This window comes from Nonomuraea antri, from assembly GCF_013283785.1.
GTDB lineage: Bacteria > Actinomycetota > Actinomycetes > Streptosporangiales > Streptosporangiaceae > Nonomuraea > Nonomuraea antri.
This window is the reverse complement of sequence record NZ_JABCPZ010000187.1, coordinates 1-22295: the sequence shown is the minus strand read 5'-3', so window position 1 is coordinate 22295 and position 22295 is coordinate 1. Positions and strand designations below refer to the sequence as shown.

At 72.9% G+C, this 22295-nt stretch carries 20 protein-coding genes; 10 read left to right on the top strand and 10 right to left on the bottom strand.

All coding sequences use genetic code 11. The annotated features are described in order from the left end of the window. Together HII36_RS40795 and HII36_RS40790 are read right to left on the bottom strand one after the other, a co-directional pair. On the bottom strand, positions 1 to 724 hold a 724-nt coding region (locus HII36_RS40795; RefSeq protein ID WP_173528699.1), incomplete at its 3' end, for an alpha/beta fold hydrolase. A gap of 52 nt (positions 725 to 776) precedes the next feature. Then, positions 777 to 2369: an IucA/IucC family protein gene (locus HII36_RS40790; RefSeq protein WP_236004402.1), complete on the bottom strand. Its 1593-nt coding sequence runs from the start codon at positions 2367 to 2369 to the stop codon at positions 777 to 779. A gap of 53 nt (positions 2370 to 2422) precedes the next feature. On the opposite strand from HII36_RS40790, the gene HII36_RS40785 reads away from it, so the two are divergent. Then, positions 2423 to 4096: an IucA/IucC family protein gene (locus HII36_RS40785; protein WP_173528698.1), complete on the top strand. Its 1674-nt coding sequence runs from the start codon at positions 2423 to 2425 to the stop codon at positions 4094 to 4096. 89 nt (positions 4097 to 4185) lie between these two features. Beyond that, positions 4186 to 4590 carry an STAS domain-containing protein gene (locus HII36_RS40780; protein ID WP_173528697.1) on the top strand — a complete coding sequence of 135 codons (405 nt, stop codon included), beginning with the start codon at positions 4186 to 4188 and terminating at the stop codon, positions 4588 to 4590. Here HII36_RS40780 and HII36_RS40775 read toward each other — a convergent pair whose 3' ends face one another. Next, entirely contained in the window at positions 4591 to 5178 is a 588-nt protein-coding gene (locus HII36_RS40775) for a TetR/AcrR family transcriptional regulator (protein WP_173528696.1), read from the bottom strand. Positions 5179 to 5218: 40 nt separating this feature from the next. After that, the gene (locus tag HII36_RS40770; RefSeq protein WP_173528695.1) at positions 5219 to 6319 is read right to left on the bottom strand and encodes a sialidase family protein; all 1101 of its coding nucleotides are present in this window, start codon (positions 6317 to 6319) and stop codon (positions 5219 to 5221) included. Between the two features lie 125 nt (positions 6320 to 6444). On the opposite strand from HII36_RS40770, the gene HII36_RS40765 reads away from it, so the two are divergent. After that, positions 6445 to 7050 (top strand): RNA polymerase sigma factor, encoded by a 606-nt coding sequence (locus HII36_RS40765; RefSeq protein ID WP_173528694.1) that lies wholly within the window; start codon positions 6445 to 6447, stop codon positions 7048 to 7050. Then, positions 7043 to 8827, top strand: coding sequence for a hypothetical protein (locus HII36_RS40760; RefSeq protein WP_173528693.1), 1785 nt, complete (start codon positions 7043 to 7045; stop codon positions 8825 to 8827). Before HII36_RS40765 ends, HII36_RS40760 begins: the two co-directional genes overlap by 8 nt. On the opposite strand, the gene HII36_RS40755 is transcribed toward HII36_RS40760, so the two are convergent. Beyond that, the gene (locus tag HII36_RS40755) at positions 8753 to 10114 is read right to left on the bottom strand and encodes a hypothetical protein (protein ID WP_173528692.1); all 1362 of its coding nucleotides are present in this window, start codon (positions 10112 to 10114) and stop codon (positions 8753 to 8755) included. The genes HII36_RS40760 and HII36_RS40755 overlap by 75 nt on opposite strands. Before the next feature lie 204 nt (positions 10115 to 10318). On the opposite strand from HII36_RS40755, the gene HII36_RS40750 reads away from it, so the two are divergent. Further along, positions 10319 to 11725 carry a dihydrolipoyl dehydrogenase family protein gene (locus tag HII36_RS40750; protein ID WP_173528691.1) on the top strand — a complete coding sequence of 469 codons (1407 nt, stop codon included), beginning with the start codon at positions 10319 to 10321 and terminating at the stop codon, positions 11723 to 11725. Here the strand turns inward: HII36_RS40750 and HII36_RS40745 are convergent. The 5 genes from HII36_RS40745 to HII36_RS40725 form a co-directional block, all read right to left on the bottom strand. Then, positions 11682 to 12116: an STAS domain-containing protein gene (locus HII36_RS40745; protein ID WP_173528690.1), complete on the bottom strand. Its 435-nt coding sequence runs from the start codon at positions 12114 to 12116 to the stop codon at positions 11682 to 11684. The two genes, HII36_RS40750 and HII36_RS40745, sit on opposite strands and share 44 nt — an antisense overlap. 75 nt (positions 12117 to 12191) lie before the next feature. Further along, a complete protein-coding gene (locus HII36_RS40740) occupies positions 12192 to 12683 on the bottom strand; it encodes a MarR family winged helix-turn-helix transcriptional regulator (RefSeq protein WP_173528689.1) in 492 nt (163 codons plus the stop codon). Between the two features lie 43 nt (positions 12684 to 12726). Beyond that, the gene (locus HII36_RS40735) at positions 12727 to 13731 is read right to left on the bottom strand and encodes a hypothetical protein (protein WP_173528688.1); all 1005 of its coding nucleotides are present in this window, start codon (positions 13729 to 13731) and stop codon (positions 12727 to 12729) included. Further along, a complete protein-coding gene (locus tag HII36_RS40730; protein WP_173528687.1) occupies positions 13728 to 14918 on the bottom strand; it encodes a hypothetical protein in 1191 nt (396 codons plus the stop codon). The genes HII36_RS40735 and HII36_RS40730 overlap by 4 nt, the downstream gene beginning before the upstream one ends. Before the next feature lie 107 nt (positions 14919 to 15025). Beyond that, entirely contained in the window at positions 15026 to 16321 is a 1296-nt protein-coding gene (locus HII36_RS40725; RefSeq protein WP_173528686.1) for a cytochrome P450, read from the bottom strand. 140 nt (positions 16322 to 16461) lie between these two features. On the opposite strand from HII36_RS40725, the gene HII36_RS40720 reads away from it, so the two are divergent. The 5 genes from HII36_RS40720 to HII36_RS40700 all read left to right on the top strand — a co-directional run. Then, positions 16462 to 18594, top strand: coding sequence for a transglycosylase domain-containing protein (locus HII36_RS40720; RefSeq protein ID WP_328808118.1), 2133 nt, complete (start codon positions 16462 to 16464; stop codon positions 18592 to 18594). Positions 18595 to 18654: 60 nt separating this feature from the next. Next, positions 18655 to 19161: a SigE family RNA polymerase sigma factor gene (locus tag HII36_RS40715; protein WP_236004401.1), complete on the top strand. Its 507-nt coding sequence runs from the start codon at positions 18655 to 18657 to the stop codon at positions 19159 to 19161. After that, entirely contained in the window at positions 19158 to 20297 is a 1140-nt protein-coding gene (locus HII36_RS40710) for a hypothetical protein (RefSeq protein WP_173528683.1), read from the top strand. The genes HII36_RS40715 and HII36_RS40710 overlap by 4 nt, the downstream gene beginning before the upstream one ends. A 119-nt stretch (positions 20298 to 20416) precedes the next feature. Then, positions 20417 to 21388: a LacI family DNA-binding transcriptional regulator gene (locus HII36_RS40705; RefSeq protein ID WP_173528682.1), complete on the top strand. Its 972-nt coding sequence runs from the start codon at positions 20417 to 20419 to the stop codon at positions 21386 to 21388. Further along, positions 21375 to 22295: serine/threonine-protein kinase (locus tag HII36_RS40700; RefSeq protein ID WP_173528681.1), on the top strand; the 921-nt coding region annotated here is incomplete at its 3' end. The genes HII36_RS40705 and HII36_RS40700, both read left to right, overlap by 14 nt.

Genomic DNA, 22295 nt, shown 5'->3' with positions numbered 1-22295 from the left:
TCTCCATCTCCGCCCGATGCCCGGCGACCGCCGCTGCCATGCTGACGACCACCCCGCCCCACCGCTCGTCGTAGACGATCTCGTCCCCGGTGCCGACGAAGCACAGCCGCGGGCAGGAGACCCGGGCGGCCCGCTCGTCGAAGCCGCGCAGCTCCTCGTACAGCGTGACGAACTGCTGGGTCTGCGCCTTGGACATGGTCACCTCGGCCGCCCCCCAGTCGCCGGGCTCGGCCGCCGCAGCCTGCTGTTCTGCCGCGTCGCCGCCCGACCTGGCGTGGGTGGCGGCGGTGACCTTCAGCATCTCCGCGTAGGGCCCCCCGAGCGGCGGGAAGCCGCCCATGGCCAGCGCGGTCAGCCGGTCGGTGCGCACGGCCAGTTGCAGCCCGCTGAGCGCCAGCCACGAGTAGCCGTAGTAGGCGAACCGCTCGGCCCCGGCCGCGTCGGCCACGGCCAGCAGGTCGCGGGCGATGTTGGCGGGCGTGAGGGTGTCGGGCTTGGGCGTATTCAGCACGTGCCCCTCGTAGTCGAAGGCCACGACGCGGAAGCCGGCGCGCAGCCCGTCGATGAGCGAACGGCCCAGCGCGGGATCGACCCCCCACGCGCGCATCTCCTCGGCCCGCTCGCCTTCGACCGGCGTCGGGTTGACCGGCAGCAGCAGTGCCGGCCCTTCGCCGTGCACTTCGATGTCGATGGTGTTCCCGTCGTGCAGTTCCGCTGTGAGCATGGACCCTCCCCGATCTCCATACGCCGTAAAGCGTTCCGGCCGCGAGGATAGCTTATGGCGTAAAGAGTCGCAACGGATTGTCGATCGGGACGCTGCGCATCTCGCCGCCGCCCGCGTTCAGCCAGCGCAGCATGAGGTTCGTCTTGGCCGGGACGTACGCGGACGCCAGCAGCACCCGCAGCTCCTCGGGATCGCCGTGCTCGGCCGCGCACGCCAACACCACCGCCCTGGCCCGCGCCCACAGCTCGGCCCGCAGGCCGGGGTGGCGTTCCTCGATGGCGCCGGCGATCTCCAGCAGGTTGTTGGTCACCAGGCAGTAGACCAGCCGCTCCCAGCCGTAGCCCGCGCCCACCACCGGCGCGGAGGCGTCCAGCCCCGGATGCCGCTCGGCGACCAGCTTGACGCCCTCGTGGTCGCGGAAGATCGCCTGCGCCGGCCGGCCGTGCGCGTCCACGCCGATCAGCACGTTCTGCAGATGGCACTCCAGCACCACGCCGTGCCGCAGGTACGCGTGCAGCACCGGCGGCACCACGTGGTCGAGATACCCCTGCCACCAGGACAGCGCCTGCTCGCCGGTCAGCCCGTCGAGCGGGTTGCCCGGGAAGCCCTCGCTGATCCCGGCCGTCAGCAGCGCGGTCAGCCCGGGCCGCAGGTGCTCGCGCAGCCCGTCGCGGACGATCACCGCCAGCGCCTCGCCGCCGTCCAGCCCCAGCCTGGCGCTGCGGTACCCGCGGTCGGAGAGCACCGCGGGCCGCGGGCCCGGCAGGTCGTCGAAGGCGGCGCGCACCGCGTCGGCGACCACGGTCAGCCAGCGCAGGTCGTGCAGCCACAGCCGCCTGACGTCGTTGGTGATGCGCACGTCCAGGCTGAACTTGCAGAACAGGTCGGCCTCCGGCAGGTACACCGTGCGCACCGACGACGTGGGCACCGCCGTCATCGCCGTCGTCCCCAGCTCGTGCAGCCGGCCGTCGCGCAGCCCGCCGAGCAGCTCGACCTGCCAGGGGTGCGCGGGCAGCAGGAAGAGCCCGTCGGCGGGCGGCGGGCCGAGCCGGCCGAGCGCCGCCACGTCGCCCTCCTCCACCAGCGCCTCGGCGGGCACGCCGAACAGCGGCAGCGCGAAACTCGCGTGCGCCTCCGGCGCGTAGCGCAGCCAGGCGGCGGGACCCGCGCCGCCACGGGCCTTGGGCGCCGGGTGGTAGCGGTGCCCGGCGATGAGCGCCTGCTCGGAACGTACGTACAGGTCGTCGGGCGGCGTCGCGGCTCGGCGGGCGGCCAGCAGCGACTCGGTGACGTCCTTGCTGTGCAGGATCTCGGTCAGCAGGGCGTCGTTGGACACCCCCGTGCCCGCGCGCAGCTCGGCCGCGGTCAGCGCGGCCAGTGTGTCCAGCGTCAGCGGGACCCAGCCGCGGCCCGTGCGCAGCTCCGGCCAGGCGGGGAACCGCCCCCCGCCGACCCGCAGCACGCGCCCGGTGGCCGGCAGCAGGTACGCCCGCGGCCCCGCACCTGGCTCCGGCCGGGCCACCTCGCGGATCAGGCAGTTGAGCAGGGCCGTCGTCGCCAGGGCGGCGGCGCCTTCCCAGACCTCGCGATCCGGCTCGACGGACGGGCCGTCGATCATGGGCGGGCCGTCAATGTAGTGTGCCATGACGACCTGTCCTACCGGCTGTATCGATCAGTGTCCAAGGGTGGCCATCCATCATGATCACGCATCCGGCCGGCACCGGGGCGCGGCGGCTGGAGGCCGACTTCGCCGCGGAGCTGGCCGTCGTACGTCCCGGGTTGTCGGAGCGCTACGCCGCCGCGCTCGCCGGCGCCCGGGCGGCCGTGCTCGGGCGGCTGTGGCGCGCGCTGCGCTTCGAGCCGCTGCCCGGGGTGCGCTCGCGGGGCCCGCTCGGCGTGTGGCTGGCCGACGGCAGGCGGGTGACCGGGCCGGAGCGCTCGCCGTACGACAGCGGGGGCGAGGCGCTGCTGTGGCTGGACGGGGTGGCCTACACCCACCCGGCCGCGCTGCTCGACGCGATCGCGCTGCCGGGCGGCGAGCGGCTGATCGCCGAGGTGGACAACAGCGTGGCCTCGCTGGCGCTGTCACGCGCGGGAGCCGCCGCGTACGCCGACCGTCAGGCGAACCTGGCCGGCTACGGGCCGCGCTCGCCGGAATACGACGAGCAGAGCGTGGTCGACGGGCATCCCTACCATCCGTGCTGCCGCACCCGTCCCGGTTTCTCGGTGGCCGAGCAGCTCGCCTACCTGCCGGAGCACCGGCCGGTGGTCGCGCTCGACCTGCTGGCGGTCCCGCGCGCCCAGGCCCTGGTCTCCGGCCGCTGGCCGGCCTCGCTGACCGACGGCGACCGGCTGCTGCTGCCCGTACACCCCTGGCAGTCCATGCACGTGCTGCCCGAGCTGGGGCTGCGGCCGTACCTGGCCGGGGCGATCGCGGCGCATCCGCAGATGTCCGTGCGCACGCTCGCGCCCGCCGACGGCGGCGCGCACGTCAAGACCTCGCTCACCACCCGGCTGACCTCCGCGGTCCGCGACATCTCCGCCGGTTCCGTACGCGTCGCGGTCCCGCTGTCCGACCTGGTCGCCGAGCTGAGCGAACGCTTCGGCGGACGGCTGCGCGTGGCCCGCTACCTGGCCGGGGCCGCGGCCGTCACCGACGCCGGGCCGAGCGCGGACGCCGCCGTCCTGCTGCGCGAGCCGCCCGCGCGGTTCGCCGGGCCGGGCGAGCGGGTGATCCCGGTGGCGGCGCTGACCACCAGGCCGGTGCACGGCCGTGAGCTGATCCACCGGCTGCCGGCCGGCCGCGACCCGGCGGGCTGGCTGGCCGCGTTCGCCCGCCTGGCCATGGACACCACGCTCGGCCTGCTGGCGCTGGGCGTCGGCCTGGAGGCGCACGGGCAGAACCTGCTGGTCGTCGTGGACGGCCGGGGCGACCCGGTCAGGCTGGTCTACCGTGACCTGGCCGACGTCAGGCTCAGCCCGGCCCGCCTGGCCCGCGCCGGGGTCACGCCGCCGCCGCTGCCGGCGCGGCTGCTCGTCGACGACCCCGAGGCGTTGCGCGCGAAGCTGTTCGCCGCGCTGGTCGGCGGCACGTTCGGCGGCCTGGTGGCCACGCTCGGCCGGGGCGGGCCCGCGTCGGAGCAGGCGCTGTGGGCGGTCGTCGCCGGCGCCGCGCGCCGGGCCTTCGACGAGCTGCCCGACGACGCCGACACCCGCGCCGACCGGGCCGCGCTGTTCGGCCCCGTCCTGCCCGTCAAGGCGCTGACGCTGATGCGCCTGGACGGCACGCCCCCCGGCGACAGCTGGGCCACGCTGCCCAACCCGCTGGTCGGGCCGGCCGAGGAACGCCCCAAGGCCGGTCCGTGGGCCTGACCCGAACGGACCAGTGACGCGGCACCGCCACGGGTGGAGTATGGGGTGGCGGTCGTCCCATCGCGCGGGGCCACGGACGGAGAAACGCGATGATGCAGCTCTCGGTGAGGCTCGTCCCGATCGGGCCGGACACCCTCGTGATCGCGCTGACCGGGGAGCTCGGCCCGACGACCCGGCCCGTGCTGGCCGCCCTGCTGGGCCCGCTGCCCGGCTCCATGGTCAAGCACGTCGTCGTGTGCGCCGCCGACCTGTGGTTCTGCGACATGAACGGCCTGGCGCAACTGGCCGCCACGCACCGGGCCCTGCAGGCGCGGGGCGGCCGGCTGGCGATCGCCGAGGCCGGGCCCACGCTGCGCCGGATGATCGAGCTGACGGCCGCGCACGGCAGGCCGCTGCTACCGCTCCACGACACCGTGGACGACGCGCTCGGCAGACCCAGGGATCCCGCGCCGCCGGCCCGCAGGCACCTGCCCCGCATGCGCGCCACGCACTAGTCACCCGGCCCGGTACGGCTCCAGCAGCCGGTCCACGTCGGCACGCAGGGCCGCGGAGAGCGTGCCGTCGCCGGTGAGCGCCCAGAGCAGCAGCACCCCGTTGTAGGCGACGTGCACCGAGCGGGCCAGCCCGTCGACGTCGGTGCCCGCCGCCAGCTCCCCCGCCGCCACGGCCGCCGCCAGCAACGCGGTGATCTCCTCGTGCACCACCCTGGCGTGCCGCGCGGCGGGTTCGCGGAACTCGGGGTCGGTCAGGTCGAGCTGCAGGAAGCTCAGGTTGTTGGCCAGGCTCTCCGGCGTGCGCACGCCCGCGGCGAGCGTGTCCAGCGCGGCGTGCAGCGCGGCCAGCGGTGAGTCGTGCGCCGCGCCGGCCCGCTCGAAGGGCGCGCGCGCGACCGGCGCGGACTGCCTGGCCAGTGCCAGCAGCAGGCCGCGCTTGGAGCCGAAGCGCTGCACCAGCGTGGCGGGGGCGAGCCCGGCCTGTTCTGCGACGGCGGCCAGGGTCAGCCTGCCCACGCCGTGCCGGTCGATGGCCAGGGCGGTGGCCTTCAGTATCTGCTCGTCGCTGGTCGTGCGCGGCCGGCCCATCGCTGTCTCCTCGCCCTGGCGTTTATAAACAAATGTACATTTACTCCAGGAGCTCGGCGGCCGGGACGCGCCGGAAGGCGATCTGCTCGTACGGGCCGAAGTCGCCGGTCTCGAACAGCAGGCCCACCGTGTCGCCGTCGAGCCCGACCAGGTCCGAGTAGGCGGCGGGCAGCCCGGAGACCGTGTGGGCGGGCCGCCAGGTGACGCCTTCGTCCGTGCTCACCCTGATCGTCATCAGGGCGCGGGCGTCGGGCGCGGCCGGGCCGGAGAACAGCAGCGCCCGGGGCGACTCCCAGCTCAGCACGCTGCCCTCGACGACCGGGCCGACCAGGCCGGCCTGGGGGCGGAAGGGGCGTTCGAGCGTCCGGCCGCCGTCGGCCGAGTACGCGTCGGCCCTGGTGCCCGGCGCGGTGGAGTCGGTGCGGGTGTTGAGGTAGATCCGGCCGCCGGGCAGCTCGGTCGCGGTGGTCTCGTTGACGTTGACGTAGCCGTCCGGGTTGTCGTCGACGTACCCGATGCGCCAGGTACGGCCGCCGTCGTCGCTCAGCAGCGCGTGGCCGCCGTTGTACCTGCCCTCGGTCCCGTTGTCCGATCCTGACGGCGGCAGCGAATGGTTGGCCGGGACGACCAGCCGCCCGGCGTGCGGGCCCTGCCTGAGCTGCAGGGCGTGGCCGGGGGTGGTGGCGTACCAGCGCCACTCGGGCCGTTTGACGCTGGAGGTGATCTCGCGGGGCGCCGACCAGGTGAGGCCGTCGTCGGCGCTGACGGTCACGAACACGCGGCGTCCGTCGGCGGCGGGCACCTGGCCGCGCCTGATCTTCTCCTCGGTGGCCGACGGGCCCTGGCGGACGAAGACCAGCACGATCCTGCCGTCGTCGGTGACGATCGGCGCCGGGTTGCCGGCGGTGCCGCGGCGCGGCTCGGTGGCGACGACCTGGAGCGCGTTCCAGGTCTCGCCGCCGTCCGTGGAGCGTTTGAGCACCAGGTCGATGTGCCCGGAGTCCCCGGCCGAGCCCCGCCGTCCCTCGGCGAAGGCGAGCACCGTGCCCTGCCCCGTCACCACCGCGGCCGGGATGCGGAAGGTGTGGTACCCGTCGGTGGCCGCCCGGTACGGCACGGACGTGGGATAGCGACTGCCCATCTGATCCTCCTGGCATACGGCGGATGCGAACGCTACGGCGCACGGGTGAACGCGAGCCGACGAGACCGTGAAGGCGAAACCCGGGATCGGTGGAGTAGGGGTGTAAGCGACAGAAGGGACCCCCGATGACCGCTCCCCCAGACGTGGGCGGCCCGCCGATCGAGACCGACGACGCCTCGGTGATCCAGGAGTCCGTGCGCAGGCCCGAGCGGTTCTCGGTGCTCTACGACAGGTACTTCGAGGAGATCTACCGCTACCTGGCCGCCAGGCTGGGCCCGGAGGCGGCAGACGACCTGGCCGCGGAGACGTTCCTGACCGCCTTCCGCAAGCGGCGCGCCTACGACCCGGACCGCGGCGCGGTGCGGCCCTGGCTGTACGGCATCGCGACGAACCTCGCCGCCGGGCATCGCCGAGGGCTGTCCCGCATGCTGGCCGCCTTCCGCCGGGCGCCCGTCGCGGAGACGGCCGAGTCCGGCCACGAGGACCGGGTGACCGCGCGGGTGGCGGCGGCGGGCGTGCGGGGGCCGCTCTCCGCCGCCTTGGCCGGGCTCTCCGCGGGCGACAGGGACGTGCTGCTGCTGGTGGCGGTGGCCGGGCTCAGCTACGAGGAGGTGGCCGCGTCACTGGACATCCCGTACGGCACGGTCGGCTCCAGGCTCAACCGGGCGCGCAGGAAGGTGCGGGACGCCCTCGGCGGCGTCAACCCCATGATCGGAGATTCGGATGGATGACCTTTCCGCGGTGCGGGACCATCTCGCCGTGCCCGGGCCGTCGCGGGAGACGTTCACGCGCGGCCGCGCCAGGCTCGACCGGGTGATCGCCAGGGAGCGCACGGCCGGGCGGCGCCGCTGGCTGGCGCTCGGACTCGGCGTGAGCGCCGCCGCCGCGGCCACGGCCGTGGTGATCTCCACGACCGCCGTGCCGCAGGAGCCGCCCACGGCGCGGCAGATCCTGCTCGCCGCCGCCACCTCGATCTCCAGGCAGCCGAGCGAGGGCGCGTGGTGGGGCAACAAGCTGGTGCGCGGGGTACGCCTGCGCGACCCGGACGACCGCTACACGCTGCAGCGCACCGAGGCCGAGGAGACCTGGATCCCGGTCGGCGCGATCACCGAGCCGCACTGGATCGTCCAGCGGCACCTGGGCGCCAGGCCCGCCACCCCGCAGGACGAGGCGGCCTGGCGGGCCGCGGGCTCGCCCACGAGCTGGACCTACCGGGCCAGGACCGGCGCGGAGCGCGAGGTGCTGCGGGCCGAGCCCGGCGAGGCCACCTCGATCAGGTCCGAGGACGTGGACTGGCGGCTGATGTTCGCCGACAAGCCGCTGGCCAGGATGGACGAGCTGCCGACCACCCCGGAGGGGCTGCGCGAGCTGCTCGAGACCGACTCGCGCGACCTGCCCGCGCTGCTGCACAACCTGTCCAGCTTCATCATCCACCTGCCGGTCACGTCCGAGACGCGGGCCGCCGCCTACCAGCTCATGGCGTCGCTGCCCGGGGTCAGCGCGCAGGGCCAGGCCACCGACCAGCTCGGCAGGACGGGCCAGGCGGTGACGTACCTGACGCCCGACCCCATGGGCGCGGGCGAGCAGGTCAGGATGCGGCTGATCGTCGACTCCGGCACCGGTGAGCCGCTGGCCGAGGAGACGTTCGCGCTCGACACGGGCGAGCTGATCCGGTTCACCGCGGTCCAGGAGAGCGTCTGGACCGACAGCAGGCCCGACTTCCCCGCTCAGCGGGCGGACGACGCCGTCGCGGCGGCCCCGGCGGGCAGGTACTGGCGGGTCAGGACCGTGACGACCAGGACGGATCATCACCCGGTGGGCGGCGACGACCCGTACCACCTGGAGACGCGGCGGGTGAGCGAGGACTGGAGCCTGCCCGACGGCCGCAGGTGGAGCGGCTTCCGTGAGCTCGGCGCGCGGCCGAAGAGCGCGGCCGACCGGGCGGCGTGGCGGCGCGACGGCTCGCCGGTCAAGTGGCGCTACCGGACCGAGGGCATGCTGGTGCGGCATCAGCTCGCGCCGGGCAAGGGCCGCCTCACCCGGATCGAGGGTGTCCCCGAGTGGTTCCTGGCCCGTGACCAGCGTTCGTACGCCGAGTTGAGCGCCCTGCCGACCGACCCGCAGGCGCTGAAGGACTGGCTGGTCAAGGCACCGGCCGAGGGCGAACGGCCGGTCCCGGCCGAGCACCTGGACCGGTTCCTGTTCAGCTCGTACGTCTCCGTGCTGCATGAGCTGCCGGTCTCCAGAGAGGTCCGCCAGGCCGCCTACCGGGCGCTGCTCGCCGTCCCCGGCGTCACCACCGCCGACGGCGGCACCAGGATCGCCTTCACCGAGAAGCAGCCCGACCACTCCGTCACCGAGGAGGTCGTGGTCGACACCGAGGCCATGACGATCACGTCGCGCCGGGTGGAGACCCTGCTCAAGGGCAAGCCGCTACTGCCGAAGACGATGACGACGACGATCGAGGCGGGCTGGGTGGAGGGCAGGCCCACCGTCCCCGAGCCGTAGCGGGCCGGCCGGGCTCGACCTTCCCGCCAGGACGAGCCCGGCCGCCAGGCAGGCCAGGGGGATCGCGGGGACGACGTAACGCACGTCGAAGCCGTTCGTGAACGGCGGCGCCAGGATGAGCGCGGCGGCCGCCAGCCCGGGCAGCAGCGCGTCGGGCATCCGCCTGATCACCGCCGCCGCCAGCGTGCCCGCGAGCGACGTCACCAGCAGCGGGAACGGCAGGTAGCCGACGCGCTGGTAAGCACGCAGCCAGCCGGCGAACGGCTCGGCGATCCTGGTCGCCGCCGGGCCGCCCTCGTACGACTCGGCCGCCGCCCGGTCGCCGAGCGGCTGTTCCTCGAACGGGAACCAGTACGGGTTGGTCTTCTTCATCGCCGCGCTCCTGGCCGTGGTGCGTTCCCAGCGCCACAGCCCGCGCAGGTCCGATCCGACAGCGGCCAGGTAGTCGCCGGGCTGGGCGGCGATGGCGGCCCGCGCGAACCGTCCGGCCCGCTCGTTGACGTCGCCCCGCAGCTCGCGCAGCGGCGACGAGGGCTGCCAGAGCCAGTACGGCGGCGCGGGCCGCCCGGCCACCGGCACGTCCGGGCAGAGCGGCGCCAGCCGGGGCTCCGGCCTGATCTTCGCGCAGTCGGCGAAGGTCATCGTGCGTGACCAGAGGAACAGCCCGTCCGCCCTGGTCAGGCCGAAGGTCCCGGACGTGGCCGCCATCCAGGAGGCGTAGCCGGCCAGCGGGATCGTCGCGGCGAGCGCCAGCGCGGCCAGGGGTCGCCATCCGGCGCGGCGCAGCAGCAGGTGCCCGGCCGCGAGCACCAGCACGACCAGGCCGACGGTCCTGGTCAGCGCGGCCAGTGCGAGCAGCGTGCCACCGCAGGCCGCGGTGACCGGGGTGACCCGGCCGAGCAACACCATGATCCCGCCGGTGACCAGCACGGTGAACAGGGTGTCGGCCATGATCAGGTGTTCCAGCAGGATGAGGAACTCGTCGTACAGGAGGGGTGTGACCATCGCCGCCGCGCCCCAGCCGGGCAGGCCGCGCCGGCGCAGCAGCGCGTACGCCGCCACCGCCAGGCCGAGGCCGAGCGCGTGCTGCGCGAACGTCACCAGCGCGAGGCTGTGTCCGGGCGAGAGCGCGGCCAGGAACAACGAGTACCCCAGCGGCCGGAACGTTCCAGGCACTGGATCGGCCGCCGCCCTGAGGTAGGAGAACGAATCGGCCCAGAAGAACAGGGCGGGCCGGTAGCCCAGCATCGCGAGCCCCCGCAGCGCGATGGCAGGCACCAGCACCACCCAAAGCGGGATATGTCGGTATTTGGGCAGCACGAAGCTCGGCACGAAGGGGCTCCTCACGAGAGAGTTCAGCCGGGTTCTCTCGCGCGAGCCCCCCGGCCCGGTCGTCTACCTGATCTCACCGGAAGCCGCGAAAAAGGTTCACGGCCCCGACGACGAGGCATGTCCATCCGGGCATGAGAGAGTTCAGGCTGGGAGGCGGAAATGGCTGACGAATTCGACGTCATCGTGATCGGTGCCGGGCCGGCCGGCGAGAACGTGATCGACCGGGCGGTGCGCGGCGGGCTGACCGCCGCCGTCGTGGAGGACCGGCTGGCCGGGGGCGAATGCTCCTACTGGGCGTGCGTGCCGAGCAAGGCGCTGCTGCGCCCGGTCGACCTGGCGGGCGAGGTCTCGCGGGTGCCCGGGCTCACGCTCGGCCCGATCGACGTGGGCAAGGTGCTGGCCAGGCGTGACGAGGCCGTCTCGAACTACGACGACTCGGGCCAGGTCGGCTGGATCGGCGGCGTGCCCGCCGAGTTCGTGCGCGGGCGCGGCCGGCTCGACGGCGTCAAGCGGGTCGTGGTCACCACGCCAGAAGGCGGCGAGCGGACCCTGACCGCCAGGCACGCCGTGGTGCTGGCCACCGGCAGCACCGCGCTGGTCCCGCCGGTGCCCGGCCTGGCCGAGGCGCGGCCGTGGACCAGCCACGAGGTCACCGCCGCCACCTCCGTGCCGAAGCGGCTGGCCGTGATCGGCGGCGGCGTGGTGGCCTGCGAGATGGCCCAGGCCATGCACGGCCTCGGCGCCGAGCAGACGACGCTCCTGGTGCGCGGCGACGCGCTGCTGGCCAGGATGGAGCCGTTCGCGAGCGAGCTGCTCGCCAAGTCGTTCGGCGAGGCGGGCATCGACGTGCGCACGAACACCGACGCGGTCCGGGTGGAACGGCGGGAACCCGGCGGCGAGGTGACCGTGCACCTGTCGGAGGGCCCGCCGCTGAAGGTGGACGAGCTGCTGGTGGCCACCGGCCGCCGCGCCGCCACCGGGCAGCTCGGCCTCGACACGGTGGGCCTGCCGGTCGACTCAACGGTGGAGGTCGACGACAGCATGCGGGCCACCGGCGTCCCCGGCGGCTGGCTGTACGCGGTGGGCGACGTCAACGGCCGCGTGCTGCTCACGCACATGGGCAAGTACCAGGCCAGGATCTGCGGCGACGTGATCGCCGCGCGGGCGCACGGCCACGACCGGCCCACCCTGCGCGACGTGGCCGGCGGGTTCGGCGCGCCGCAGGTGGTCTTCACCGACCCGCAGATCTGCTCGGTCGGCCGCACCGAGGCGGCGGCCCGCGAGGAGGGCTTCCAGGTCCGCGCGGTCGAGTACGACCTGGGCTCGGTGACCGGCGCCTACCTGCAGGCCGACGGCTACCAGGGCCGGGCCAAGGCCGTGGTGGACGAGCGCCGCCAGGTGCTGCTCGGCGTCACCTTCGCCGGTCCTGGCGTGGCCGAGCTGCTGCACGCGGCGACCATCGCGGTGACCGCCGAGGTGCCGCTCGACCGGCTCTGGCACGCGGTGCCGTCGTTCCCCACGGTCAGCGAGGTGTGGCTGCGCCTGCTCGAGGCGTACGGCATGTGAGGCCGCGGCCCCCGGCGCACAGCCGGGGGTCAGCCGTTGGTCCCGCCCGCAGCATCAGCTCCGCCACGGTCTCGTCGACGCTGTCACGCAGCTCCACGTGGGAGATCAGGTCCGTCAGCCGCAGCACCGTCAGCAGATGTCCGGACGGCCGCACCACGATGATCCGCCCGTCGTCGGAGTCCTGCATGCGTTGCAGCGCCATCGCCAGCACGCCGATCACGGAAGAGTCGTAGAAGATCAGGTCGGCCAGGTCGAAGACCAGGACGGGCCCCGCCGACCAGTCCCATACCGCGTTGATGTGGGCGCTGAACCTGACCCTCCCGCCGTGATCCAGCTCACCGCCGGCCTTGATCACGGTGCACTGAAGATGCCTGGTCGTCTCGATTCGCAATCCGCTCGTGCCCACACCTTGTGCACTGCCCTCTGGGCGGCGTTATCACAGGTGATCAGTGTTTTTCCGGATTGATTACCCTTTCTGGGCGTCGAGCAGCTTGCGCAGGATCCGGGCCAGGTCGTCGGCGTCGCGCGCGGTGAGCGGCGCGGCCAGCCCGGCCAGGTTCGAGGCGTGCTCGGTGAGGGTCTCGTCGATGATGCGCAGGCCCTCGTCGGTGAGCCTGACCAGGAAGCTGCGCCGGTCGGCCGGGTCGAGGCTGCGCTCGACCAGCCCGGCCGCTTCGAGCCGGTCGATCCTGTTGGTCATCCCGGCCCGCGACATCATCAGCACCGCCGACAGCTCCGACGGGATCAGCGTGTACGGCGGCCCCGACCGCCGCAGCGCCGCCAGCACGTCGAACTCCCCCTGACGCAGCCCGTGCGCGGTGAACACGCGCTCGACCCGCGGCTCCAGGATGCGCATCACCTGCGCAAGCCGCCCGAAGACGCCCATGGCCGACAGGTCCAGGTCGGGCCGCTCCCGCCGCCACTCCTGCAGGATCGTGTCGATCGCGTCCCCGCTCATGGCCACCGATCCTAACCACCCGGCGGGCACGCCGGCCTGGCGGTCAGGGCTGGGAGATGGCCAGCTCCAGCGTGGGCACCGCCCCGTCGCGCGGCGCCATGACCACCAGGTACGGCGACTGCGCCGGCGCGTCGAGCTCCAGGTCTGCGGTGTTGCCGTTGACGCTCTGCCGGGGCGCGTCCATGGCGCCGCCGGTGATGCTCAGGATCCGCGACACCGACGGCGCGGCCGCGCCCATCATCCGCCGGGTGGCGTGCCTCAGCCAGCGCAGCTCGCTGTTCACCTTGCGCCACACCACGGTCGGGCCCGCGCCTGAGTCCGCGCGGCTGCCGAGGCGCAGGATGATCCGCCCGCTCGACCCGAACGTGTCACGCAGCACCGGGTTGACCACGAAGAACCCCGAGCGCATCACGCGCGGGCCCTGGCGGTTGAGATTCGCCAGCCCGCCGCTGCTGACCAGCGACGACAGCTCGGCCCTGGCGCCGTCGAGCAGGTCGGGGTCGAAGTCCACCGCGGGCGGCTCCTCGAACACGATCTTGTCGATGCGCAGCCCGGCCACGCCGTCGGGCATGATCTTGCCGTCCACGGCCTGGCGGACCTCGTCGCAGATGCCGTCGCCCTCGGTGATGTCCAGCGCCTCGACGCAGATCAGGCCGTCGTCCGGGATCTCCTCGGCGGTCAGGTCGAAGGCCACCTGCGCGTGCGCCTTGCGGCCGCGCAGCAGGACGCACTGCCGCAGCCGGCCCTGCGAGCGGATCTGGACGAACCGCGGCAGCGGGGGCGGCGGCGGCTGGGTCTCGCCCAGGTGCCACCCGCTGACGGACAGCTCGTCCGCCGACAGCGACATCTGCACGCGCAGCGGCCGGCCCTGCGCGGCCACCTTGAACCCGGCCAGCCCGGTCGTCTCGAAGCGGCCCACGATCTGCGTGCCGCGATGCAGCCGGTCGGTCACCTGCAGCGCGGAGACCTGCCCGCTGAGCAGGTGGACGGGCGGGATCGCGGGCAGGACCACCTGGTCGAGGTCGGTGGCGGGTCCTGTGGTGCTCATGACAGGCTCCTCGAGGGGATCAAGGCGGCCGAGAGCGCCGCCGGGTCCTGGAAGTCGAATCGGGTCAGCATGGGTTCGCGCCGCTGCCACATGCGGCGGACCGCGTCGTAGAGCAGGTCGCCGTCACGTTCGGCGTGACGGAGATTGACGGTGAACGACCGCAGGAAGTCGGCGTCGGCGCCCAGCTCCCAGTGCGGCAGCAGCGCCGAGGGCACGTCGGCGCCGCAGCGGCGCAGCCAGAGCCACAGCCTGGCCCGCTCCCGCTGCTCGGGGCCGAGGACGGACTCGCCCTTCTCGTGCCTGGAGATGGCCTCGTCCAGCAGTCTCCAGTAGTCGGACGGCGACTCCGCGACGTGCGCGGCGCCGCAGCCGCTCCACTCCGAACGCACCGGCTGGATGACGGGGATGCCGAACGCGGGCAGCTCGACCGCCCGCGTGGCGACGGCCACGTCCGTCATGCTCCACAGCAGGTTCGTGGACAACGTGTCGGCCAGGTGCGTCAGCCTGGCCGGATACCGTTCCGCGGCCGGGCCGAGGAACAGCCAGTTCGCGCTGTCGTCGCGGGCGGCGAACTGCGCGGTCTCCTGGAACAGCGGGCCGTCGTGGTCGAAGACGGCGATCGTGGGCTTGGCCGGGTCGATGCCGAGCCTGGCGCAGCCGTAGTAACGCAGCTGGCGGCGTTCGGTCTCGGTGTGCGCCTGGTAGTCGCTCCTGGCCCGCCAGGCCACCCGTTCCGCGCCCGGCCTGAGCAGGTCGCGGTTGGGCCAGACCCAGCGGTCGAAGAACGCGCCGATCGCGTCGTCCTGGGCGGCGGCCGACGGCCCGGGGAAGGACGCGTACGCCTTGAGCGTGCCCGCGCCCTCGATCCTGATCACCGGCACGTCCCACGCCTCGCCGTCCGCCCTGCTGGTCACCAGGGCGACCGAGGAGGCGTCCGGGTGCACGTCGTCGGCCGCACCGAACGCCTCGGCCAGCCGTTTCCACTCGGCTCCCGCGAGCACGACCAGCCGGGCCGAGGTCAGGCCGCAGATGGCCTTGGCGACCAGCAGGGTGCGCACCACCACCCGGATGTCCTGGTGGAACGCCTCGGCGACCACGCAGCGGTCGCCGCCCGGGCTCTGCCCCCAGTACGCCCTGGCCGCCGAGAGCAGCCGGTTGAAGTGCTCGTCATCCCCGACACGGCGCATACAGCCCCCTCCACCAGGTGACGGAAGAATCCCCTGGCAGAGGTTGCCAGAACGGCCGCCCGGCGACGCCGGGTAAACACACCTCTTTGCCTGCGCCTGGGCGAATCTCAGCCGGCGGACACCTGGTTGATGACGAAGCGGCTGTTCGGGATCGCCGGTGCGCGCCACCGCTGGATGCGCAGGTCCTGGGCCGGCACCCGGTAGGTCATCCAGCGGGTGAGCGCGGTGACCGCCACCTTCATCAGGTCGATGGTGATCCACTCGCCGGGGCAGCGGTGGCCCTCGTAGTGGTCGCCGCCGCCCTGCGGGACGAAGTCGAACGCGCCGCCGTCCCAGTGCGCGAACCGTTCCGGGCGGAACTCGCACGGCCGCTCCCACAGGCGCGGGTCGTGGTCGATGCCCTGCAGGTCGAGCAGCACCCGGCGGCCCCGGGGGAAGTGGTGCCCGCGCCAGTCGAAGGGCGTGGCCACCTTGGCCGCGACCATCGGGAAGAACGGGTAGAAGCGCCGCACCTCCTGCACGAAGTATTCGAGGAACGTCTCGTCGCCGGCGCGGATGCGCTCGTGGTGACGGGGGTCGGCGTGCAGCGCCATGGCCGCGAACGTGATGAACCTGGCCACGGCCACCGTCGGGCGCAGCACGTTGAGCAGTTCGACCGCGGCGACCCCGGCGGGCAGCGGCCGGCCGTCGGTGTCCCGGTGGCCGGCGAACAGGCCGAGCACGGTGCCCTCGTGCCGTTCCGGACGCGCGCGGGCCTGGCGGATCAGCCCGGCGGCCCACCGGTCGCCCTGGACGCGCTCGATCCTGCCGCGCAGGTAACGCGGGCCGAGCGCGGCCGGGCCCTCGATCAGCGACTGCAGCATGGACGTCACGTGCGGGACCTGGCGCGGGGTGAGCACGACGCCGGTCCAGTCGCACACCGCCTGGCACAGGAGCTGGCTGACCTCCTCGTACAGGACCACGCGGGGCAGCCCGGCCCACAGCGGGATGCGTTCGCGCCAGCGGGCCTCGGCCATCTCGGACAGCCGGCGGCGGCCCAGCGGCGTCATGATCGACATGAACAGGGCCTTGCGCGCGCGGTGGCGTTCGCCGTCCAGAGACTGCACGCCCTTCTGCCCGAACAGCGTCACCATCAGGCGACGCGGCGCGGCCTGGTGCCGTTCGAACAGCGACTGGTCGTAGAAGACCGCGGCCGCGTCGGCGCCGGTCATGCAGGTGGTCTTGCGGAGCAGCAGGCGCGTCTCGAAGATGTCCGTGCCCAGCTCACGCGCCCGTTCCTGGACGAACCCGTACGGATCGAGCAGCAGGCCCAGCGTGTGGTCCAGCGAGAGATGCACAGGTGGAGTGACGGCAGGTGTCTCCACCGGCGCCTGTTCGCGCGGCAACGATCCCAGAACACTCATGAACTGGGACTATCCGCCTGGAGCTCCTAGAAACACATCACACTCCCAGAAGCCCCGTTCACCAAAAAATGGGTCACAAGCGGGTTTAGGATGCACCGTAATGCCAACACGGGGAGGGGTTCGCCGGCATGGGTGCCCGTTTGTCAAGCATCGCCCGTCTGACAGGTGCGGCGGTGGCCGCGGGCGTGGTGGTCGCCGGGATAGCGTTGCCCGCGGTGGGGGGTTCGGGAGCGCTGTTCATCTCGGCGTCTGAGGATCTGAGCTTCAAGCCGGAGGACCTCAAGGAGCCGCCGCCCGCCGAGGTGACCCGCATCCTGGACGCCAACGGCCGTCAGATCGCGCAGTTCTACGAGGTCTACCGCGAGAGCGTGCCGCTGTCACAGGTGTCGGACATCATGAAGACGGCCATCGTCGCCATCGAGGACGACCGCTTCTACGAGCACGGTGCGATCGACATCGAGGGCACGTTCCGCGCGCTGGCCAAGAACCTGGCGACGGGGGGCGTCAGCCAGGGCGGTTCCAGCATCACGCAGCAGTACGTCAAGCAGGTCCTGTTCACCTCGGCCAACAGCAAGGCCGAGCAGGCCAAGGCGCTGGAGGCCAGCTACGCGCGTAAGTACCGCGAACTGCGTTACGCGATGGCGGTGGAGAAGAAGTACACCAAGGACGAGATCCTGGAGAAGTACCTCAACATCGCCTACTTCGGCGCGTCGGCCAACGGCATCGAGGCGGCGGCCAAGCGGTTCTTCGGCGTGCGCGCCTCGCAGCTCAACCTGGTGCAGGCGGCCACGCTGGCCGGCGCCGTGCAGGACCCGAACATGACCGACCCGAACGTCAGCAAGGCGCACAAGAAGCGGCTGCTGGAGCGGCGCAACATCGTGCTCGACCGCATGGCGGAGCTGAAGAAGATCACCAAGGAGGAGGCCGAGGAGGCCAAGGCGGCCAAGCTCGGCTACAAGGGCACCGCGCTGCCCGGCGGCTGCGAGTCCAGCGACTACCCGTACTTCTGCATGTACGTGCGCTCGGAGATGCTCACCAACCCCGCCTTCGGCAAGGGCAAGAAGTACCGCAAGGCGCAGCTCGACCGGGGCGGCCTGACGATCAAGACGACGCTCGACCCGCGCATGCAGGCGGCGGCCGAGATCGCGATCAAGAAGCACGTGCACGCCTCCGACAACCCGGTCGCCGCCGAGGCCCTGGTGCAGCCGGGCACCGGCGCGATCAAGGCGATGGCCGCCAGCCGGAAGTACGGCGGCGACGAGGACAAGAACGAGATGTCGTACAACGTGGTCGCCGACGCGGAGCACGGCGGCGGCACCGGCTTCCAGGCCGGCTCGACGTTCAAGACCTTCACGCTGCTGACCGCGCTCAAGCAGGGCATGAAGATCAACGACGGGTTCAACGTGGGCAGCAGCTACAGCGCGCCCAACTACTGGTCCTTCAAGAACTGCAAGGGCAAGAACGTGGGCGAGCCCGGCTGGCCGGTCACCAACGACGAGGGCGGCGGCGGATTCAAGTCGCTGGCCAGCGGCACCTGGGGCTCGGTGAACACGTTCTTCATGATGCTGGAGCAGAAGGTCGGGCTCTGCGAGACCGTGCAGACGGCCAAGTCGCTGGGCATCCACCGCTCCGACGGCCTGCCGCTGCAGGAGTTCGAGACGTTCACGCTCGGCATCAACGAGATGGACCCGGTCACGGTGGCCAACGCGTACGCGGCGATCGGCGCCCGCGGCAAGTACTGCGAGCCCATGGTGATCACCCAGATCACCGACAGGAACGGCAAGCGCTACGACTACAAGCCCAAGTGCAAGCAGGCCTTCGACCCCGAGGTGGCCGACGCGGCGGCTGACATCCTGTCCGGCGTGTTCACCAGGGGCACGATGCGCGGCGTCGGCGGCATCGGCCGGCCGGCCGCGGGCAAGACCGGCACCACGGACGCGCAGTCCACGGCCTGGTTCGCCGGCTTCACCCCGGACCTGGCGGGCGCGGTCAGCATCGGCGACCCGCGCGGCTCGGTCAAGTACAAGCTGAACAACGTCATGATCGGCGGCCGGTACTACGGCTCGGTCTTCGGCGCCTCGGTGCCCGGGCCGATCTGGAAGGACACCATGCTGGCGGCGTTGAAGGGCGTGCCGCCCACGCCGTTCACGCCGGTCGACACCGCCAGGTTCGGCGGCTGCGGCCAGAGCTGCCAGCCGCAGCGGCCGGTGCGTCCCGAGCCGCCCGCCGACCCGTTCGAGGACGGTGAAGTCCTCTACGACACCCACGACTAGCCTCAGGTTCAACAGTTCGGGGCCTTGGTCCGTCTGAGTCGTGACGGACCAAGGAAGGGCTTGGCATTGACCGACGACCCCCGCTTCGCGGAATTCGTCGCCGAGCGGGCCGACGCGTTGCTGCGTTACGGCTACGTGCTCAGCGGCAACCCGCACGACGCGGCCGACCTGACCCAGGAGGCGCTGATCCGGCTGCACCGCGCCTGGCCCAGGGTGCGGCGCAAGCAGGATCCCGAGAGCTACACCCGCATGATCATGGCCAGGCTGCACATCGGCGTCTGGCGCCGGCGGCGGCGCGAGCACCTGGCCTGGGACCTGCCCGAGCGGGGCCGGCTCGACACGCTCCCCTCAGACGTGGAGCAGGGGCTGTGGCAGGCGCTCGAAGGGCTGCCGCGCAAGCAGCGGGCCGTGCTGGTCCTGCGTTACTACGAGGAGCTGACCGACGAGGAGATCGCCGGCGTGCTCGGCATCTCCAGGGGAACGGTACGCAGCCATGCCTCGCTCGGCCTGAGCAAGCTCCGCTCGGCCGTGTCCGATCCCGCGGCCACCAACGGGGGCGTCTCATGACCGATCTCGAATCCCGGCTGCGCGACACGCTCTCGCACGCCTCGGAACTCGCGCCGCGCGCCCCGCACGGGCTGCCCGGCAGGATCGCGGCCGGGTCGCGCCGGCGCGGCCGCAGGACGCGGGCGCTGGTCATGGGCGTGGCCGCCGCCGCGCTGGCCGTGCCGATCGCGCTGACCTCGACCGGCGGCACCGGCGGCGACCGCACCGGCGCGGTGGTCGAGGACGACTTCTACACCGGCATGATGAGCGACAATCCCCCGGTGGGCGACGTCCAGGTGCTGGACAACCCGTCGGAGAAGCGGTCGATGTTGCTGTGGTTCGCCAGGAGGCCCGAGGGCGAGCTGGTGCTCTGCGAGATCACGCGGAGCCGGGGCGGCGGCGGCAGCGGCACCTGCGACCGCCCGGTGGGCGACGACGACGCCACCATGATGGGCGAGACCGGCGGCAGACCCGAGCCCGACGCGGTGATGTACTACGGCACGGTCAAGGAGCCCGCCGCCAGGATCAAGGCCGTCACCGAGGACGGGCCTGACGTCGACGGCCGGCTCCACCGCCCGGCCGGCGCGCCGCGCGCCATCTGGACGGTGACCGTCCCCGCCACCGCGGACGTGGCCTCGTTCGAGTTCTTCGACTCGGCGGGCGCCAGGTTCGCCGTCGCGCCGAACATCTACCGCGATCACCGGCCGCCACGCGGCGAACGGGCCGGCGACCCGGTGCCCATGCCCGGCGGGCTGACCGCGGAACTGGTCAGGGACCCTGCCAAGACGCTGCTGTGGACGCTAGCCGGCCGGGACGTCGGCTCGCACGTGGTCGACGGCGACCATCTGATGACCGACCTCGGGGGCGGCCGGATGCCGGTGGAGCTGGTCGAGCGCGCGCCCGGCTGGTTCGGCATCGCCGATCGCCGTACCGTCCGCGTGGACCTGGTCTTCGCCGACGGAAGCACGGCGAGCGCCGCCACCCGGCCCGACCCGTGGCAGCTGGGCATCCGGCTGTTCGCCGGCACGCACGAGCGCACCGGCGACATCTATCTCGAAGGCTTCGAGGTCGTCGGGTATGACGCGGCGGGCAGGGAGATCTGGCGGGATCCGCACCCGGCCGAGAAACCCCCGTCCTGGTCCGGCGGAAGGCCCTGAGCACCGCGTTCCGGTGCCGTCCCGCAGCTCGGCGGCACCGGAACGAACCTCTATTAACGCGGGCGAAACATTGATAACGTGGGAGCGCTCCCAGGGAACCTTTTCCGCGAGGTGGCTCCATGTCAGAGCAGCCCACACTGGCACAGGTGGCGGCCGCCGCAGGGGTTTCCCCCGCGACCGCCTCACGAGTTCTCACCGGCTCCGTGCGGGTCAGCACCTCGACCCGGCGGCAAGTGTACGACGCGGTCTCCCGGATGGGCTACGTACGTCAGCGCGCGCCCAGGGGCTCGGCCGCCAGGACCACGACCGACGGCGTCACCGCGGTCGTCTGCGACCACCTGCCCAGGCTCTTCTCCGAGCCCTACTACGCCAGGCTGCTGGCGGCGGCGGGCGGCGTGATCGCCGAGCACGGCACCCACCTGATGGTCACCACCGTGACCCCGAACTCCTCGATCCTGCCCACGCTGACTGGCGCCGTGCTGGTCGTCGGCGCCAGGGAACGCCATCCGCTGGCCATCAAGCTGTCCACCTCGGGCGTGCCGGTACGCAACATCGGCCGTCCGCCGCACGATCTGAAGCTGCCGTTCGCCGACGTGGACAACTTCGACGGCGGCCGGCAGGCCGCCGAGCACCTGCTGCTGTCCGGGCGCAGGAACATCGCCGCGATCGGCGGCCCGCCGTCGCTGCCCGGCGCCCGCGACCGCCTCGACGGGCTGGTCGGCACGCTGCGCGCGGCCGGGCTGCCCGAGGTTCCCGTCGCCTACGGCGACTTCACCGCCGCCTCGGGCACGCACGCCATGCAGTGGCTGCTGCGCCACGCCCCCGGCCTGGACGCCGTCTTCGCCGCCTCCGACCTGATGGCGGCCGGCGCGATCCAGGCCCTGCGCCGGGCGGGACGCAAGGTGCCCGCAGACGTGGCGGTGATCGGCTTCGACGACGCCCCCGTGGCCAGGCACACCGTGCCCGCGCTGACGACGGTGCGCCAGCCGGTCGAGGAGCTGGCCACGGTCGCCACCCGGCTGCTGCTGACCGGCGCGACGGGCATCGACCCGGTGCTCCCCACGGAACTGGTCGTCCGTGAGTCGGCCTGAGTCCGGAGATCTTCTGGCCCGCCGGTATCTGCTGCTCGAACCGCTGGCCAGAGGCGGCATGTCGGTGATCTGGCGGGCGTTCGACCAGTCGCTGGAACGGATGGTCGCGGTCAAGGTGCTGACCGCCTCGCTGCACACCGACCCGGTCGAACGATTACGCGTGCGCAGCGAGGCCAGGGCCGCGGCCAGGTTCACCCACCAGGACGCGATCGAGATCTACGACTACGGCGAGACCGTGACCTCGGGCGGCGCGGTGGCCGCGTACGTGGTGATGCCGCTGCTCGACGGCACCCCGCTGGCCGAACGCGTCGCCGCCGGGCCGCTGCCGTGGACCGAGGCCGCCGCCGTCGCGCTGCGGCTGGCCGGGGTGCTGCGGGCCGGGCACGAGCTCGGGCTGGTGCACCGCGACGTCACCGCGGAGAACGTGCTGCTCACCGCTGACGGGCCCAAACTGCTCGACTTCGGCATCGCCGCCTGGGAAGGCGACCCGGACGACGACCGGGGCACGCCGCCGTACGTGGCGCCGGAACGGCTGACCGGCGCGGCCACCCATCCCGCCGTGGACGTGTACGCGCTCGGGGTGCTGCTGTACGTCATGCTCACCGGGCACACGCCGTACCCGGAGACCATCTGGGAGGAGATCGAGGCGGCCTGCCGTACGGAACCGCCGCCGCGCATCACGGGGGTGCCGAACGCGGTCGCCGCGCTGTGCCAGGACTGCCTGTCGGGCGACCCGGCCGGGCGGCCCACGGCGGGCGAGATCGCCGACTCGCTCACCACCGCGCTCGCCGCGGCCACCGCCGGGCGGCGGGTGCGGCGGCTCTCGACGGTGGCCGGGTCGGCGGCGGTGGCGTTCGCCCTGTTCCTCTGGTTCGACCGGCCGGGCGAGCAGCCCGCGCCCCCTCCC